The following is a 17545-nucleotide window of genomic DNA, read 5'->3' on the forward strand; positions in this document are numbered from 1 at the left end:
ACGCATCGCTGCCGCCCATGGGCGCGGTTGTCGACCGGCGGAAAGCAGCGGAGAAGGTGCGTCTCGCGCGTTGCCGATTGGACACCTGGTACTTCAGCGAGGCAGATATCGACGAGCCAGCGCCTCATATAGCGGCCGGGCGAACAGCTTCGGCACTGGCTCGAAATGAGCGCGGTGGCCGTCAACGAAGTCGCCAGCCGCGCGAAACGGCAGTGAGGCTACACCGCGCCTGTCCTGGGCTTTGAGCGTGCCAAAGCTAGCGCCAGCCTTGCGCCGACCTCGGCGTTGTGTTTCACGAGCGCGATGTTTGTCGCCAGACTGCGCCCGCCTGTCAACGCCTTGATGCGCGCCAGCAGGAAGGGGGTGACGGCCTTGCCAGTGATTCCTTGTGCAGCGGCCTCGTCGAGCGCCTGCTGGGTCAGCGCGTCGATCTCTTCGAACGACATCGCTGCGGCTTCCGGCACCGGAGTGCTCAACACCACACCGCCGTCGAGGCCCAGGTCCCACTTGGTGCGAATGAACCGTGCCTGTTCCTCCGCGTCGTCCAGCCTGAAGTCCGCGCGAAAGCCGCTGTCACGCGTGTAGAACGCCGCAAAATTGTCCTGTTCGCAACTGAGCACCGGCACGCCGTGGGTTTCCAGGTATTCCAATGTGAGCCCGATGTCCAGGATGGACTTCGCACCGGCACAGATCACCGCCACCGAGGTCTTCGCCAGTTCCTGCAGGTCGGCCGAGATGTCAAAGGTTTCATGCGCGCCTCGGTGTACGCCGCCAATGCCTCCGGTGACGAAGACCTCGATGCCGGCCAACGCCGCACATATCATCGTGCCAGCCACGGTCGTGGCGCCCAGCCCGCCGCCGGCCAGCACGGCCGGCAGGTCGCGGCGGCTGACCTTATGCACGTGGTCCGATCGGCCGATCGTTTCCAGCTCGTCATCCGAAAGGCCGATGTGGATTCGCCCATCGATCAGCGCAATAGTCGCCGGCTCGGCACCCGCGTCACGGATCAAGGCCTCCACTTCGCGCGCAGTGCGAACGTTCTCCGGGTAGGGCATGCCGTGGGCGATGATGGTCGATTCCAGCGCCACGAGCGGGCGACCGGAGGCCTGTGCAGCGGCTGCAGGCGCGCTCCAGGTCAACCAGGAGCGTGCAAGGTCAGCAACCATGTCGATCCTTTCGGTGGTGTGATTCACTGAAGTATGCTGTACAAGACCGGTCCACGGTTTGCTGTGGCCGGCGCAGATGGCATAAGGCAAACGGATTCATCCCGGCGATGGCCGGGAGGATGAGCGTAAATGACCGCGCCCGAAACCGGCTAAGGCCGCGGCCCGTCAGGGGCGTCGGCCTTCAGCGAGTGGTTAGGCGTCCGTGTGCCCTTGGCGCCTTAGGACGACATGCGTGGCCTTCTCCGACGCTACGAATTCAACGCATTCGTATCCCAGAGCCCGCAAGTCGACCCCTTCGAACAGCGATTCTCCCCGGCCGAGCAGGACCGGCGCGACGGCAATGTGCAGATCATCGATGAGGCCCTCGCGAAGATACTGCCGAATTGTGTCCGGCCCACCGCCAATCCGCACGTCCATTCCGGCAGCGGCCTCGCGTGCACGGTCGAGCGCCTCGCGAATGCCTCCTGTTATGAAGTGGAACGTCGTGCCGCCTGCCATCTCGATGGGGGGACGAGCGTGATGGGTCAAGATGAAGACTGGAACGTGATACGGTGGATTGTCTCCCCACCAGCCTTTCCAGTTTGTGTCCGGCCAGTCCCCACGAACGGGTCCGAACATGTTCCGCCCAAGAATCCAGGCCCCGACATTCTGAAAGCCACGGGCGGCGAAATCATCGTCAACCCCGGTCGTACCGCCGTCCTTGCCGAACAAGGCTTGCTGGAACGTGTGTGTTGGGACTAGCCACTGATGCAGTTCCGTCCCGCCAACGCCGAGCGGATTGTTGATGTCTTGATTCGGGCCTGCACCGTATCCGTCGAGCGAAATGGTGAAGCCCGCAACGCGAACGCGTGTCATCGTTTGCCTCCGTTTAGACGCCTAACGTAATGTGGACCGCAAAGCTGCATGGTTTGCCGGAACTACGCGAAATAGTCTGGCAGCAGATTTTTGCTCAAGCATATGTCTCCAGGAGAAGTTTTCCGAATTTGTAAGCTGGCATACAGCGGCGACCAGCCATCCAAACACGGCACGCACCTGCCCAGAGCCAACTTTTGCCTGCCGCAGGCGTACGATGAACGGCATCGTCCCGTTTGAGGACGGCTTGATTGATGGAGGGTCGAGATGAGACGTCTTTATTTCCTCGCATCTGACACGACGATGGCCAAGGCGATCGTAGACGACTTGCTGCGGGCGCGGATCACATGGCGACATCTCCATGTTCTCGCGAATCACAGCGTCGCACTCGAACAGTTACCCGAGGCAACTTTGCTGCAGAGCAGCGACGTCGTGCACTCGCTCGAACGAGGCGTGGCGCTCGGCGGTGCGACCGGAGCGCTTGTCGGCCTCGTGGCGCTGGCGTTTCCTCCCGCGGAGCTCGCTATTGCGGGCGGAGCCGTCATCGCATTGACGTTGGCGGGGGCCGGCTTCGGGGCCTGGACGGCCGCGATGATCGGCGTCGCCGAACCGAATGCACGACTCGAGCGCTTTCGGGACGCCATCCGTAACGGCCAGCTCCTGATCATGGCCGACGTGCCTGGATCGCGCGAACAGGACATCGAGCAGATGGTCGCGCAGCATTTTCCGAAGGCCGATATCGAGGGCGCGGAGTCCACGACACCGATCTTCCCCTGAGAAGCAGTCGGGAGGAGGCGAGCGGCGCCACCTTTGGGGCGACGGCGATCGAAGAAGGGCGGGGGCGTCTCGGCCGATGCCGTTGCAGGCGGCTTTCGTTAGAATCTGTTTTCGATTCTTTTACTCGTCAATTACCGGAGGCGAACGTGCCAGGTTTACTTCCCGATGTCGACCGCGATGGACTCCTCGAATATTCGGTCGTCTACACCGACCGATCGATCAATCACATGTCGCAGCTCTTTCAAGGAGTCGTACGCGATATTTCCGGCGCCCTGAAAAAAGTCTACAACGCGAAGTCGGCCGTTATCGTCCCGGGCAGCGGGACTTTCGGCATGGAAGCCGTCGCCCGGCAGTTCGCGACGAACAGGAAGTGTCTGGTCATCCGCAATGGCTGGTTCAGTTTCCGCTGGTCACAGATTTTCGACATGGGCGACATTCCGTCTGAATCGGTGGTGTTGAAGGCGTGTCCGGTCGAACTAGGTAGGCAGGCCGCATATGCACCGGCTCCGATCGAAGAAGTCGTCGCTGCGATCAAGGAAAACAAGCCAGACCTGGTCTTTGCGCCGCATGTCGAAACCGCATCCGGGATGATGCTGCCTGATGCCTACTTGCGCGCGGTGTCCGACGCGGTGCATGCCGTCGGCGGCATGTTTGTACTGGATTGCATCGCCTCCGGTACGATCTGGGTGGACATGCAGGCCAGTGGCATCGATGTCCTGATCAGCGCACCGCAAAAAGGATGGAGTGCGTCACCCTGCTGCGCAATGGTCATGCTCAGCCCTCTCGCCCGCGAAAAAATCGACGCAACGACCAGCACCAGTTTCGCTTGTGATCTTGGGAAATGGCTGCAGATCATGGAAGCCTACGAGAACGGCGGGTTCGCCTATCACGCCACGATGCCGACGGACAGTCTCGCGACGCTGCGCGACGTCATGAAGGAAACCGAGGCATATGGTTTCGAGAAAGTCAGAGCTGAGCAGCTTGAACTCGGCAAGCGCATTCGCTCACTCCTGAGTGACAAAGGTTTCAAAAGCGTGGCGGCTGAAGGTTTTCAGGCTCCTGGCGTCGTGGTCTGCTATACGGACGATGACGGCATACGGTCCGGCAAGAAATTCGCCGATGCCGGCTTGCAGATCGCGGCCGGTGTTCCCCTTCAATGCGACGAGCCAGAAGACTTCAAAACCTTCCGCGTCGGATTATTTGGCCTGGACAAACTGCATGACGTCGAAGGTGTGGTTGCCAGGCTCGCCAAGGCGTTGGACAGTATTCTTTAGCGCGTTTTTCCAAAGCACGTGCGCGTGGCTCGCTCTCGCGACTGGCCGCCGCACGGCGCCGCGGATGGTGCGACTGGCTGCGCACCATCCGGTTGCAAGTGGCTGTGCGACTGGTCTCCCGCGCGATACAGAAACCGTTTCAAAGAAGAATGATGGGCTGCGTGCAGGCGATACGGCAGCAGCGGGAAAAGGCTTCCCGCTCAGCCGCCGTGCGCGCGCAGAAACCGGCCAACGCGGACATGCTAAGGTCGCTCTACCCCGACACCCCACGCGTGCCGCAGAACCTTCGACGGGATCATCGGGGGTGACGAATGCCTCAGGAAGTCAACCGAATGTTAGGTTCACTGAACAGTAGCCGACCCGATCCCGTCGACCGCTCGCGCCGCCTCGACGGCAATTTTCAAGTCGAAGCGGGTACCGCTTCGAAAATAGGCCGGTGTATAGCGTGTTCGAGGTTTTGTGAGTGCTACTGAGTCACGAGATCGTGACAACAAACGCAAATCCTGTTTCCCTCCGGGTCGCGGAAGTACGCCCCGTAATAGTCCCGGTGATAGTGTGCTCGCAAGCCGGGAGGACCTTCGCAAGAACCTGAGTTTGCCAGCGCGCTAGCGTATGCGTTGTCCACTGAACGACGATCAGGCGCGAGCAATGCCACCATTTGACCGTTTCCGTGTTCTGCTAAGTTGCCATCATATGGCCTGCCGATAAGGAAAAGCGGACGCGGCATACCCTCAGCCATCCAACCAGCCCACGGTTTATCTGGCTCGCAAAACTTCAGTCGATGTCCCAACTCGCTCATGACGGCCGAATAGAATTTCAAGGCTCGGTCAAAGTCATTAACCCCAACGAAAACATGCGAAATCATCCTGATCTGTTCCTGTTCGAATCGCGATGTCTTTGCACGGTATCACGGCGGAGTTGCGCTCGACCTCTTGAACGCTCGCGAGCGTCGGGCCTGCGAGTGGAAACCTGGAAGCTTCGATTAATGAATATGTAATGACAAGCGGCAGAATCGTGCACGCATGCCCCCGATTGGACGGACGACAGGAAAACGCTCGCACATGGTGCCTGGGTACATTCCATCTGTACACCGCATTCCGCCAGGAAGCCTTCTGACAGTGCTGCCGCCCAATCCCGCTTCGTTCCTCACAACATCCATCTGACCGCTGAAGGACTCGAAGTTCGGCTCCTCCAATAATTCCCCGCTTCAACACCTGTCGTGCGAATGGCATGACAGTTGCTTTGAACGTCTCCGCGCGCTGAGACGCGGTCATTCGCGGCCAACATCGGGATCGACGATCAACGGAGGGGCAAATTGAAACTAATCAGTGCGGTCATCAAGCCATTCAAGCTTGATGAGGCTCGAGAAGCCTTGTCATCGCTTGGCGTCTCTGGAATCACAGTTACGGAGGTCAAGGGTTTTGGGCGTCAGAAAGGGCACACCGAACTGTATCGGGGCGCGGAGTACGTCGTCGATTTCCTGCCGAAAGTGAAGATCGAGGTCGCCGTCCCGGATGACATCGTCGATCAGGCTATCGAGGCGATCGAGCGTGCGGCGCGTACCGGAAAGATTGGTGACGGGAAGATCTTCGTGACGCCGATCGAACAGGTGATCCGGATTCGCACCGGCGAGACCGGCGCCGACGCCCTATAAAAACACTGGGATAAGAGGAAAGAGAGATGCGCAAACTGTTGATGACTTTATTGATGGCGGGCTCGCTGCTCGCGGGCGGCCTGGGCTCCGCATTCGCGCAAGACGCATCGGCGCCCGCGGCCGCCTCCGTACCGGTCGCGCAAGCGTCCGCGGCTCCAGCGGCACCGGCCGCGGCGGATGCCGCTGCATCGGCACCGGCCGCCCCAACCGCACCGTTCTCGGTCGATTCATCGAAGATCAACTCCGGCGACACCGCATGGATGCTGACCTCCACCGCGCTCGTGCTGTTCATGACGATCCCGGGTCTCGCGCTGTTCTACGGCGGCATGGTCCGCAAGAAGAACGTGCTCGCGACGCTGATGCAAAGCTTCGCGATCACCTGTGTCGTGACGATCGTCTGGACCGTGGTGGGCTACAGCCTCGCGTTCACGCCGGGCGGCTCGTTCATCGGCGGCTTCTCGCGCGTCTTCATGACGGGCATGAACTACATCAAGGGCGACAAGGCCACGACGCTGACCGTCAGCCACCTCGCGCCGACGATCCCCGAGACGGTCTACTTCGTCTACCAGATGACCTTCGCGATCATCACGCCGGCGCTGATCACCGGTGCGTTCGCGGACCGCATGAAGTTCTCGGCGATGCTGGTGTTCATGACGCTGTGGTCGATCATCGTCTACTCGCCGATCGCGCACATGGTGTGGGAGCCGAGCGGCTGGCTGGCTAGCGCGGGCATCCTCGACTTCGCGGGCGGCACGGTGGTGCACATCAACGCCGGTATCGCGGGTCTGGTCTGCTGTCTGGTGCTCGGCAAGCGCGTCGGCTATGGCAAGGAAGCGATGGCGCCGCACAACCTGACGCTCACGCTGATCGGTGGCGCGATGCTGTGGGTCGGCTGGTTCGGCTTCAACGCGGGTTCGGCCGTGGCAGCGGACGGCCGTGCCGGCTTCGCGATGTTCGCGACGCAGGTGGCGACCGCCGCGGCGGCGCTTGCGTGGATGTTCGCCGAATGGGCAGCCAAGGGCAAGCCGTCCGTGCTCGGTATAGTGTCGGGCGCGGTCGCGGGTCTGGTGGCGATTACGCCGGCGTCGGGCTTCGTCGGCACGGTCGGCGCGCTCGTGATCGGTATCGTCGCGGGTGTGGTCTGCTTCTGGGCGGCCACGTGGCTCAAGCACAAGCTCGGTTACGACGATTCGCTCGACGCGTTCGGCGTGCACTGCGTGGGCGGGATCGTCGGTGCGCTGCTGACCGGCGTGTTCGCGGTCAAGGACATCGGCGGCGCGGACGGTGACGTGATGCTGCAACTCAAGGGTGTCGCGACGACGCTGATCTACAGCGGGGTGGTCTCGTTTGTTCTGCTCAAGGCAATCGACGCAGTGATGGGGTTGCGTGTCGCCGAGGAAGAAGAGCGCGAAGGACTGGACCTGGTGCTGCATGGCGAGGCGGTCGAATAACGGTTGCGCCGCGGATGGAGCGGGTACGACGGTCACTTTCCGTTCGCTGGGGTGGCCGCCGGTACTGCCGAAGCTCGCCCGGACGAGCGAGGAGGTCGTGCCGGGTTCGAGCAACCGGATTTCCGCCAGCCGATGAAAAAGAATAATCAGCAGCATGTTGTCGTACTGGTTGTTCTCGTATCGCAAATCGCCTTTTTGGCAATGTTCGCATTCGCCGAACATGTCGTCAGGCATAACAGATGGCTCGCCGCAGGATTCGGATTCGACTTTTTATTCGGCCTGATTCTGTCGGTCGGCTTTCTCGGGATGTGGCGCACGCGCGCCGTCGATTCAGATTTTCTCGGATTTCTTCTGGCCAATCCGGTTGATCTGGCGATCGTGATTGCGACCGCCGGTCAGCTTGTGGCCATTCTGCTTGTTTGATGCGCTTGGAAAGCGCATTTCGATTTAGAAGCAGATCGGCGCGAGCTGACCATCCCAGGTGGAATGTCCCGGGATGGAACTCCAATTAAGAAAAAGCTGTTCTATTTTTCTGTAATCGCAAATGGGGCATAAAGACATGAAAAAAACCTTGTTGGCAATCGGGGTCCTCGGCGCATTTTCGGTTTCCGCGTATGCGCAAAACAGCGTGACCCTGTACGGTCTTATCGACACGGGACTCATCTATACCAACAACCAGGCCGGTCATAGCAATTGGCAAATGGCGACCAGCTCCACGCAGAATACGGTGTTCGGCCTCAAGGGTACTGAAGATCTGGGAGGTGGTGTTCGTACGACCTTCAAACTCGAGCAGGGCTTCAATCTGAACAACGGTAGCCAGGCCTTTCCGGGTGACGCCTTCGGTTCTCAGGCCTGGGTCGGGTTGCAAAGCGACAATCTCGGCACCGTGACGTTGGGCCGCCAGTTCGATGTGCTGAACGACCAGCTCGGACCGATCTCCGCGGGGAGCAACACGTGGGGTGGCAACCTCGCCGCACACCCGTTCGAGAACGACAACCTGGCGGCTGATTCGGTGGTCGTCAACAACTCGGTCAAGTATGTAAGCCCGACCTATGCCGGCGTGACGTTCGAAGGCATGTATTCGTTCAGCAACAAGGCGGGAGGATTCGCTGACAATCGCGCGTACGGCTTTAGCATAGGTTATGCGCAGGGCCCAGTGAATCTTGCTGGCGGATACCTGCAGTTCAATAACGCAGGCGGCGGCGTATCGGGCACGAATCCGAATGGGGCAATCGCGCAGGGCGACGGCAGCGCGAACTTCATCGCGGAGCGCCAGCGTATCTGGGGCGCCGGCGGCAATTACACGTTCGGCCCCGCAACTGTCGGATTCGTGTGGAGCCATACTCAGATCGACAACATGGCGGGCGTCATCTCGCTGGGCCTCGGCAGCTATCTGCCGCTTGGCGGTAATCTGCGATTGGACAATTACGAGGTGAACGCACACTACTCGGTGACGTCTGCGTGGAGCGTATCCGGTGCCTATACGTTCACTGACGGTGCTTACAACCAGGGGGCCACGAAGGCCTCTCCAAAATGGAATTCGGTCATGCTGCAGACCGACTATTCGTTGAGCAAGCGTACCGACGTGTACCTGGAAGGCGTCTATCAGCATGTTCATGGCGCGCCGGCGGATTCCGTGCTCGCAGATGCGATGATCAATACCCTCTCGCCATCGTCGACGGGCACGCAGGTCGCGGTCACCGTGGGACTGCGACACCAGTTCTGATCTTCCGATTGCACGAATCGTGCGCTGTAGCGATGCGGCTGTGGGCGTAACGTGATGCACGGATACAGCCGCGTTGCAACAGAGGTCGCCTGACTCGCAACTCGTCGCCCCGGGCTACGAGACCTATCACGGTCTCGGCCGGGACGGGTTATCCGTCAACGTCTCACGCAAGTCGAATCGACCGTAGGCAGCGCGCGGACTCAGCGAGTGCGGACGATCAGCTATCGGGATGGCTCGCGACAAAACTCGCGAACGCATTGTACGGGAGCCCAAGCGCCGTGCCGTTGATCATCAGACCGTAAGTTGCGTCCCCGCTATCGAGCTCGTAATACATCGCCGATTGAATGTTCTTCGTCTTTCTTGCCTGATAGTAAGTGAGCAGGCGCGACGTGATGTAGTTGGCCCGGTACGCCTCGGTCTTCTCCGGTCCTGTGTTCCATTCCGAGATCACGAAGGGGACGCCATATCGGGCCTTGCAATAGGTGGGCAAATCGAAGCCCGGGCCGGACCCGTCGGAGCCGATATCGAAGATGTCGCCGTACACCTCGTAGTTGTGCCACGTAGTCAAGTCCCACCTGACGGTCGGATGGCCGCTCGTGCCATCGGGCTGCTTGCCATCCCACAGAGCGTCGGATGCACCGGTGTCCGCGACGCAAAAGTTGACGCCGCATTTAGCATCCGCCTGCACCGACTTGACCCCGTCGATCATGCCGCGCATCACGCCGCGCATCAGCGGCCAGTTCGCATTGTTGAAGTCGACGACACTCGTTCCTGCGTTGGTGGAGTCGAGAATGATCCCGTTCGCGCGCGTCAGTTCGTTGCCGCATTCATACAGGGTCACGCCGTGGGGTTGCAACGCCGTCGCGACAGCGACCGCGCAATTGAAACCCCGCGTATAGGCCGCCGATTCGCTCGTGAACAGGTTGCCGTTACCGTCGTAGATGCCGACATCGATCAGCACGAAAAGGGTCAAGCCCGCTGGCTGGAATGCTTGTGCCAACGCCACGACCGCGGCGAGTTGCGGTGGGTAGTCGGTACAGCTGAGCCGGTACGTCGAGCAGCCCAGGGTTTGCATGATCGACACGAGCTGCGACGTCGAATACAAATAATCGTAATGCCCGTTGATGCCGTGAAACGAGCCGGCCGGCGCCGCGGTCGCGATGCGCGGATCGTTGCACGGCAACCATTCATCCGCATCGGCGCACACGTAGAACTGACCGCCGGTCGATTGTGCCCAGAACTTGCCGCCGTACCACAGCAGAAGCGCAGCATTCGACATTGTGCCGACGGCACTCCGATTGCGGTACACGACACCGTTCACGACGGTCCAGATCGCGCCGACCTTGTCGATCAGATACGACGCGGGCGGAATCATGGTGCCGTCGGCGGAGGTGCCGCCCAAACGTGGGTCATTGCACGACTGCCATCCCGAACCATTCCATCCGTAAAATTGGCCGCCGGTTCCCTCGTGATAGATCGTACCCCCGTACCAGAGTATCAACGAGACGTTGTAGGTGTTGCCCGCCGCGACACCGTTCCTGTAGACAGATCCGCCGACCAGGGTCCATGACGCGTTCTGACTGTCGATAATCACCGTCGCCGGGGGAATGGTCGTGTTCTGTGGCGAAGCGTTCGATGCGTTGCCGGGTGACCCCGAGTTCGGGTCCGATGGAGCGCCAGAACTGTCGCCCGAGGTCGAGCCGGACGTACCGGTGGACGCCGTTCCAGTCGAGGCGGTCGGCGACGAGCCGTTCGCCACCGTCGTCGTGCCGCTAGTCGAAGTCGTAATACCGGAGCTGGTCGTGCCCGTCGAGGTCGCGATACCGGAGGTTGCCGTGCCCGTAGAGGGTGCCGCCGTCGTGCTCGACGGGTTCGTGAAATTGCCCGTGGAAGAGCCGCCGGCATCCGCAGTACCGCTATCACCACCACCACCACCACCACCACCACCGCCGCACGCGCTCAATACGACGCTTCCGCCGAGCGCAGTGAGACAACCAAGAAATTGACGTCGCGCAATCATGACAATAGCGCGAGCTGCCGCGAGGCGGCCCGCAAGGAATCCGGAGAGAAGTTGGGGAGTCCTTCGGGTCGCGAGTGCGTCGCGTGAGCCGTTCAGGACATTCGATGCGCGGTCGTGGGTGGTCTCTCGTTGCGACCGATCACTGAGTCCGGCAAGTCATGCCTGTCTGTCGGCACAAACTGCGCATGGGAGCAGGGTTGTGCCGAAATAAAATCTTTTCGCTCGCAATGGACGAACTGCGAAAAGATTTCACTCTGCGGGTGAGGGCGTGGGAATCGGACGCTGTCTGCACAGCGGCAGACTCAGACGGGCGATCGCAATGCCGCTTATGTGCGATGCGGCCCGACGATGCCCAGCCGCGCGATGCGCCGGTACAGCGTCGCGCGCGATATGCCTAATGCCAGCGCGGCGACGTTAGGCCGCCACTGGCAACGCGTGAGTGCCGCGACGATCCGTGCCCGCTCGTCGTCGGCGCTGGCCGGCGACGTGGAGTTCGCCGCGAGCGCCGGCGTGACGGCGGGCGCGAGTTGCGCCGCGAAGTCCGGCGACACGTGCCGCAACTCGACGCGAGCCGAATCGCAGACCGCGCACGCATAGCGCAGCACGTTGCGCAGTTGCCGGATGTTGCCGGGCCACGAAAAGGCGGCAAGACGCCCGGCGAATTGCGGATCGAGCATCAGCACATGCGTGGCCGCCTGTGCTTCTTCGTTGAACACCGTATCGATCACCTCGCGGATGTCGGCGCGCTCGCGCAGCGGCGGCATCCGCAGCGTCGCGCCGCTCAGGCGATAGTAGAGATCTTCGCGGAACGATCCAGCTTCGACCATCTGCATCAGATCGCGGTGCGTCGCGCAGATCACGTCGATATCGACGCGCACCGGTGTATCGCCGTCAAGCGGCACCACTTCGCCCCCGGCGAGTACACGCAGCAGGCGTGTTTGCAGGCCGAGCGGCATGTCGCCGATTTCGTCGCGAAACAGCGTGCCGCCATGCGCGAGGGCGATCTTGCCGCGCGCGCCGCGACTGCGCGCGCCGGTGAACGCGCCAGGCGCATAACCGAACAGCTCGCTCTCGATCAGCGGCTCCGGAATCGCGCCGCAATTCACGGCGACGAACGGCCGCGTGCGCCGCGAACCCGAGTCGTGCACCGCGCGCGCGAAGACCTCCTTGCCGACACCGGTTTCGCCGAGCAGCAGAACCGGGAGCCGCTTGCCGGCGATCCGCAATGCGACTTGCGCGTTGCGCGCGATCCATTCGTCCGAGCTGTGCAAAAAGCGGCTCATCGCGCCGATGCTGCCGTCCGCATGCGGATCGGCCGGCCGTGTCGCGAGGAGCAGGCGAGCCGCGCGTCTCATCGGCGCGCGAATGCGTGCATACAGCATCGCGCCGGTCGCGCGCAGCCGCAGCGCCACGATCATGTCGGTGCGCGCGACGTCGTGCAGACGGACCTCGGACGTGTCGAATATCACGTCGATGTGACGCGGCCCGTCGAGCCCCGCGATGCTCTCGTGCGCCTTGCGGTTCGCGGTGGCGATGTTGCCGCATTCGTCGAATGCGATCAGTGCTTCGGGCTGTGCTTCGACGAAATGGCGGCTTTGATGGCCGAACAGGATCCAGTGCTGCGCGGTCTGATTCAGAAAGTAGCCATCCTCGATCAAACTCGCGCTTTGCCGCACCAGCTGAAAAACCAGCCCCTGGCTGTCGCGGTTGTCGGGCGATCGAATCGCCGATGCATCGAGCACGCCGATCAATTCACCGGTCGGCGACGCGGGGAAGCCTGCCTGAGCGGCTTGCCCCGCGGCCGACGCGGAATCCGATCACGCCACGAAGCGGCACTGGGACGCGGGCGTGCGCGTGTCCATGTTGCGTCCGCGGTTGAGATGATCGTCGATTTCCGCCGCGCAGCCGAGCATGCGCGGATAAAGGAAGATCGTGAACGCGGCAGTCTCCAGATCGGACTCGCTGAATTCACCGCGTCGCAGCGGCTGCCACAGCATCTTCAGCAGCAATGCGGCGATCACCGCATCGACATTGACGCAATAGACGTTGCGCGAGACGCCTGCGTCGAACAACGCCTGCACCAGCTCGCGGTAGTACGCATGGAACACGTTGTATTCACCGCGCTTCTCGCTTAAGTCGGCGATAAACACTTCGCGCGGGTCGTGGTTGACCGGCCGGTCCTTGAACACCGGATGATTCACGCCCGGAAGCTTCGCGATGTCGAGGCTGCCCGCATGCTTCTGCCGCGCCTTGTACTGCGCGTATCGCTCGACGGAGCGCTCGGCGAGCGAGCGCAGGTCCACGCCGTGGCCGGCCTTCGACGGATCGTCCAGCGCGGTTTCCTTGAAAGCATCAATCAGGAACGCGATGCCCTCGTACCCGTTCCCGCCGTGCGTGTAGCCGGTATGCGAGAGAAAGCCGACCAGCGCCTTGTTGAGCTGCACGCGCTCGGGGCCTTCCGGACCGTCGGCGGATACCGCGCCCTTCGCCCCCTGCGCCGAGATCGCGCCCGGACCGTTGGTGAGCAGCAGGCCGACGAGCGTTTTGAAGGCGAACAGGTCGTCGGGGCCGGGCTTCAGGTTGAGCAGCGCGGCGAAGCCGATTTCGGTGAGACTGCGCTCGTTCAGCAATTCGTCGGTGGAGAAGCCGCAGAAACCGTCCGGGCCATGCCGCGACGCATCGGCCGATGCACCGATCAGCGTCCCAAATAGCATGCTCCACCAGGGCAGGCTTTCGGCGGTCACGCGCGAGATACGCTTGCGCATGAGCGGGCCCCACGCCAGCGTCGTCGTGATCGCGGCCAGCACCGCGTCGCCGGTCGGGTGAGCGGGCTGCGACATCAGCCAGCGGACGAACGCCGATTTCGCGCCGCGCGCGGCGAGTCCCGCGAGCATTGCTTCGGCGAGCGGATCGTGAGAGTCGGCGAAGAACTGTTCACAGCCGCTTGCGTCGATGCATGCGACGTCGAAGGTTTCATTCAGCGCGTCGGCAAGACCAGCGGCCGCAAAACGATCGATCAGCCACTTGGTGACGTCCCGCGCCGCGCGCTGACGATTCGGCCCGATGATCGAGGCCGCGGCGGCCAAGATGGCGTTGGGTGCATTGCCGGCTTCGCGTGCGGCTTGCGCTGCCGCGAGTTCCGGCCTGCCGTGCAGATTGACGGACGCAGCGATCGCCACATCGATGAGTTGTTCGTCATTCTCGCCGCCGAATTCGTGCAGCAGGGCAAGGCCGACGTTCGCTTCGAGCGAACGCGTCGCGGCCTCCAGCATTGACGCGCCGTGCAGGCTGCTCACCTGCGTCTTCGCGTCCATCTGCGACGCGCCCGATGCGTCCTTGAGCGCCTGGCGCGGAGCGATCACGCCGATCTGTCGATTGACCTGATGGACCTGCTCGTTATATGGCGCAACAGCTTCCACGACCGGAATCCCGAGGCCGTCCGGCAGCGCGATGCCCTGATCGGAGCCAAACCACGGCTTGAGTGCGAGACTGCCCTCCGACTCGAAATCGGGCATCGTCGCGTTGGCGCGCATCACGGCGCTCAGCGCGGCCGGGATGTGCGCGATGTTCGTCACCACGGCACCCTTCGTCGAGCAGCATGGATCATCCGGCGTGAAGAGGCGCTCGACGCCGAACTTCTGCATGAACCAGCGTTCCTTGGCTTGCGCATCGTCGTTGCCGCCGGCCATCGCGCCGGCGTGGCCGACTGCCCGCGTGAGGCGGCTCTTCCACCGTCCCACGACGCACGCGACGACTGGCTTCGTGAAGACCGCATCGGCCTCGTAGTAGCCACCCGGTTCGCAGTAAAGCACCGCAGCCTTGCTGCGCGCATCGTTGGCGAGCGCGAACGCGAATTCAGGCGCGGCATAGTGGATATAGACGTCCTTGCCGCTGGAAATGACCGTCGACGTGCCCCAGCCACCCATGCGCAGGTACTGTGCGATCGTCGTGCTGAAGCCACCGGAGTTGGAGAAGATCGCGATCGAGCCCTTGCGCAACGAATCGTCAGGATTGTCGCCGCCGAGCGCTCCGCCGATCCTCACGCGATTCCACGAATCGGCGACGCCGAGGCCGTTCGCGCCGAAGATGTCGATGCCCGCCTGCTGGCCCATTGCGCGGATTTCGCGGGCGTCGTGGACCGCGATCTTCTCGGTGATGATGAAAATCTTCCGCAACTCGGGATTCACGCGGATCAGTTCAGCGACGCCGTCGCGGGCCGCGGACGGCGGCAGGTAAACGACGCCGCAGTTGAACCGGTGTCCCGCCTGCAGCCCCTCACGGACGTTGTTGTACACGGGGATATCGCCGGCCGGCGTCGCGAGCACTTGCCCGCCCTTGCCCGGCGCCGTGCCGAATACGACGTTACCGCCCGAGAATGCGTGACTCACGGGCGTCACGTCCGACGATTCACCGCCCAGGATGTTGAGCACGCACACGCGATCCTCGCGCGTGGCGATCTGTGCAAGTGAGTTGACGCCAACGAAATACTTGAACGTATTGCTGCCTTGCTTGTACATGTCGATCTCCTCAGGCACGAGCCGTTTCGGTTTGCCTCGGTGACGCGCCAATCCTTGCTGCGATCTCGGTGCGGCCGCCGGCGCGCATCCAGGCGTCCGCCCGGCGTGCGTACTGGATCACTTCGCTGATGTCAGAGTCGAAGCCGAACAGCCGATAAGGCAGGCCCAGCGAGTCGCATGTGTCCCTCAGCGCCGACATGCCCCGCACGAGGTTCGGACCTCCACGGCCCAGCACGACATAGAGCGGCGTCGGTCCGTGCTCGCTGAAGTGCTCGCGCAGGGCGTCGGCCATGGCGCGCAGCGTCTCGTAGATGTCCGTGTTATTGGACTTGCCGCCAATGATGAAGAGCACGTTCGCCTGTTCGAGCCAGTGCCTGAAACAGATGCGCGCCACTTCCTTCATCTTCGCGTAAGGCGGATTGCCGCCGAAATCCGACGAGATGATCGCGGCGTCGCCGAGCATTTCGGTCACGAGCGAGTTGGCGCCGCCGCCGAAGGTCGGGGCGAGGATCGTCCCCTTCTCGTTGATCACATACACGTCGCTCTGGCCCTGATGGGTGCGAAGCTGGTTGATCTCCTGCTCAAAATCGGAGTAGTCGGCGGCGAACAGATGGGGCGGCAGGCCAAGACGCGCCCAGCGCGGATCGTCGCGATCGAAGCCGCACTTGAAGTCGCACGCAACCGGCGTAAGGCGACCGTGCCTGTCCTCGCGCATGCGGATCGGGTTCAACTCGAGCGTCGTCATGCCGAAGTCGTGAAAGAGTTCCCAGAGTTTCGGCAACTGCTGCACGAGCGGCGAAATGATCTCCTTCGGCGCGCCGATCTCGCTCAGTGCATTCGCTACGACGAACGCCTTCAACCCGGTCAGCGCATCGAACGGCACCATCGCCACCTGCTTCGGGTCGACCTCCTCAATGTCCATGCCGCCCACGTGCGAGAGCGTCATGGTCGGCGCACGAAAGCGGGTGGAATCCGTGATCGAGAAGTAGACTTCGTGCGTGGCCGGCACACCGGCTTCGAAGGTGACGCCATTCGCCTTCGCCTTGATGTGGCCGACGGTATGCTCGGCGAAGTAGAGCCGCTCCTTTTCCGCGAGCGCGGTCTTCAGGTCGGTCGCGCGGCCAAGCAAACCTGCCTTGCCTTTCTTGCCGACCCCGCCCTTGAAGACGGGCTTGATGAAGATCTGGCGATGACGGTCAATCAGCGCCTTGACTTCCTCTTCGCTGGCGCTCGGACCCAAAATTTCGCTGGCCGGAAATCCGACGAATTGCAGCAGGCGCGCGCCGTGCAACATACCGGTAATTTGCATCGAAATGTCTCCTGAAATTCATTGCGGTATAAAAAGGCAAACGGCTCGTGTGACGCCGGTATTGGCAAACCGCCGGCCGAGCCATTGATCGGGCGCCGTATGCGCAGAGCAGATGCGCGGTCGTTGGCGAACGTTCTATGCGGCGCTCGGGTGCGCTCTATGAAATCCGATGCATGAAGACCGACTGGATCGCGAAACTGCACTGCCCGTTGGCTGCTTTGTAGGCTGCTATCTGTGGAAAGGGCGTGATCCGCAACAGGTCGATTCATGATCGATCGCTCAATGCACGACATAGTTGTGACCTCTGTTGCCGTATTGGTGGGATCGTTCACGTGTTCAATTGGTGCGTGGTAGCAGATCACCCTGTCATGCGCGGCGCGACGTTGTGCCCGAACGGAACGGCCTTTGCCAGCACTACAGTCTCGCCCTCGATGTAGTGCGAAGTGTGAGCTTCGATCGGTGCGGCAGCGATCAGGCGGTTGCCCGCTAGTAGTGAGTTAAAAATCCAATACATAACCCTGGATTGTTGCTTGCCTTTCGCCAACAGGTACCGCTATCAGGCTGCAAGCCGTAAAACGCTCATTGCCGGACGTTCCACCGCAGGCGGAAATACACACCATGTACAGTCATCGTGGAGGAAGAAATAAATTGCCAACGCGCCTGCCGGCAGCAATGCCTCGACATAGCATAGCGTCGCCGACTCGAGGTATGCGACCGAACCGGCTTACCCCAACCGGCGTCGCCGGAGTCGGTCCAACCCGTTTTTCGATCAGCAAACGCAAGGAAGACCTGTCCACCG

Annotated in this window: 12 protein-coding genes and 1 pseudogene; 6 read left to right on the forward strand and 7 right to left on the reverse strand. The window is 61.9% G+C overall.

The genetic code is table 11. The annotated features are described in order from the left end of the window. Positions 1–218 precede the first annotated feature (218 nt). Entirely contained in the window at positions 219–1166 is a 948-nt protein-coding gene (locus tag OKW28_RS16805; protein WP_429448743.1) for a pseudouridine-5'-phosphate glycosidase, read from the reverse strand. Positions 1167–1358: 192 nt separating this feature from the next. Beyond that, positions 1359–2021, reverse strand: coding sequence for a dihydrofolate reductase family protein (locus OKW28_RS16810; RefSeq protein ID WP_429447417.1), 663 nt, complete (start codon positions 2019–2021; stop codon positions 1359–1361). Positions 2022–2285: 264 nt separating this feature from the next. On the opposite strand from OKW28_RS16810, the gene OKW28_RS16815 reads away from it, so the two are divergent. Next, a complete protein-coding gene (locus OKW28_RS16815; protein ID WP_429447418.1) occupies positions 2286–2795 on the forward strand; it encodes a DUF1269 domain-containing protein in 510 nt (169 codons plus the stop codon). A 146-nt stretch (positions 2796–2941) separates the two neighbouring features. Continuing rightward, positions 2942–4069 (forward strand): aminotransferase class V-fold PLP-dependent enzyme, encoded by a 1128-nt coding sequence (locus OKW28_RS16820; protein ID WP_429447419.1) that lies wholly within the window; start codon positions 2942–2944, stop codon positions 4067–4069. 466 nt (positions 4070–4535) lie between these two features. Here OKW28_RS16820 and OKW28_RS16825 read toward each other — a convergent pair whose 3' ends face one another. Then, on the reverse strand, positions 4536–4934 hold the full coding sequence (locus OKW28_RS16825) for a VOC family protein (RefSeq protein WP_429447420.1): 399 nt from the start codon (positions 4932–4934) through the stop codon (positions 4536–4538). Between the two features lie 450 nt (positions 4935–5384). Here OKW28_RS16825 and OKW28_RS16830 point away from each other — a divergent pair, with 450 nt between their 5' ends. The 4 genes from OKW28_RS16830 (at position 5385) to OKW28_RS16845 (ending at position 8900) form a co-directional block, all read left to right on the forward strand. After that, the gene (locus OKW28_RS16830; protein WP_026226100.1) at positions 5385–5723 is read left to right on the forward strand and encodes a P-II family nitrogen regulator; all 339 of its coding nucleotides are present in this window, start codon (positions 5385–5387) and stop codon (positions 5721–5723) included. Positions 5724–5749: 26 nt separating this feature from the next. Beyond that, the gene (locus OKW28_RS16835) at positions 5750–7174 is read left to right on the forward strand and encodes an ammonium transporter (protein WP_429447421.1); all 1425 of its coding nucleotides are present in this window, start codon (positions 5750–5752) and stop codon (positions 7172–7174) included. A gap of 51 nt (positions 7175–7225) precedes the next feature. Next, a complete protein-coding gene (locus OKW28_RS16840) occupies positions 7226–7597 on the forward strand; it encodes a hypothetical protein (protein WP_429447422.1) in 372 nt (123 codons plus the stop codon). Positions 7598–7733: 136 nt separating this feature from the next. Then, positions 7734–8900, forward strand: coding sequence for a porin (locus tag OKW28_RS16845; RefSeq protein WP_429447423.1), 1167 nt, complete (start codon positions 7734–7736; stop codon positions 8898–8900). Between the two features lie 217 nt (positions 8901–9117). Here OKW28_RS16845 and OKW28_RS16850 read toward each other — a convergent pair whose 3' ends face one another. The 4 genes and pseudogenes from OKW28_RS16850 to OKW28_RS16865 form a co-directional block, all read right to left on the reverse strand. Beyond that, positions 9118–10920 (reverse strand): hypothetical protein, encoded by a 1803-nt coding sequence (locus OKW28_RS16850; protein WP_429447424.1) that lies wholly within the window; start codon positions 10918–10920, stop codon positions 9118–9120. Between the two features lie 326 nt (positions 10921–11246). Beyond that, positions 11247–12686: pseudogene (locus OKW28_RS16855) on the reverse strand (sigma-54-dependent Fis family transcriptional regulator); the annotation flags it as partial. A 51-nt stretch (positions 12687–12737) separates the two neighbouring features. After that, positions 12738–15437 carry a CoA-binding protein gene (locus tag OKW28_RS16860; RefSeq protein WP_429447425.1) on the reverse strand — a complete coding sequence of 900 codons (2700 nt, stop codon included), beginning with the start codon at positions 15435–15437 and terminating at the stop codon, positions 12738–12740. A 10-nt stretch (positions 15438–15447) separates the two neighbouring features. Beyond that, positions 15448–16746: an ATP citrate lyase citrate-binding domain-containing protein gene (locus tag OKW28_RS16865; RefSeq protein WP_429447427.1), complete on the reverse strand. Its 1299-nt coding sequence runs from the start codon at positions 16744–16746 to the stop codon at positions 15448–15450. Positions 16747–17545: the final 799 nt, after the last annotated feature.

Source organism: Paraburkholderia sp. 40 (assembly GCF_050434105.1).
Classification (GTDB): Bacteria; Pseudomonadota; Gammaproteobacteria; order Burkholderiales; family Burkholderiaceae; genus Paraburkholderia; species Paraburkholderia tuberum.

Coding starts and splice junctions, on each gene's coding strand:
- OKW28_RS16810 (WP_429447417.1), bottom strand. CDS start 2,021: ATGACACGCGTTCGCGTTGCGGGCTTCACCATTTCGCTCGACGGATAC.
- OKW28_RS16835 (WP_429447421.1), top strand. CDS start 5,750: ATGCGCAAACTGTTGATGACTTTATTGATGGCGGGCTCGCTGCTCGCG.
- OKW28_RS16850 (WP_429447424.1), bottom strand. CDS start 10,920: ATGATTGCGCGACGTCAATTTCTTGGTTGTCTCACTGCGCTCGGCGGA.
- OKW28_RS16825 (WP_429447420.1), bottom strand. CDS start 4,934: ATGATTTCGCATGTTTTCGTTGGGGTTAATGACTTTGACCGAGCCTTG.
- OKW28_RS16845 (WP_429447423.1), top strand. CDS start 7,734: ATGAAAAAAACCTTGTTGGCAATCGGGGTCCTCGGCGCATTTTCGGTT.
- OKW28_RS16815 (WP_429447418.1), top strand. CDS start 2,286: ATGAGACGTCTTTATTTCCTCGCATCTGACACGACGATGGCCAAGGCG.
- OKW28_RS16860 (WP_429447425.1), bottom strand. CDS start 15,437: ATGTACAAGCAAGGCAGCAATACGTTCAAGTATTTCGTTGGCGTCAAC.
- OKW28_RS16805 (WP_429448743.1), bottom strand. CDS start 1,166: ATGGTTGCTGACCTTGCACGCTCCTGGTTGACCTGGAGCGCGCCTGCA.
- OKW28_RS16865 (WP_429447427.1), bottom strand. CDS start 16,746: ATGCAAATTACCGGTATGTTGCACGGCGCGCGCCTGCTGCAATTCGTC.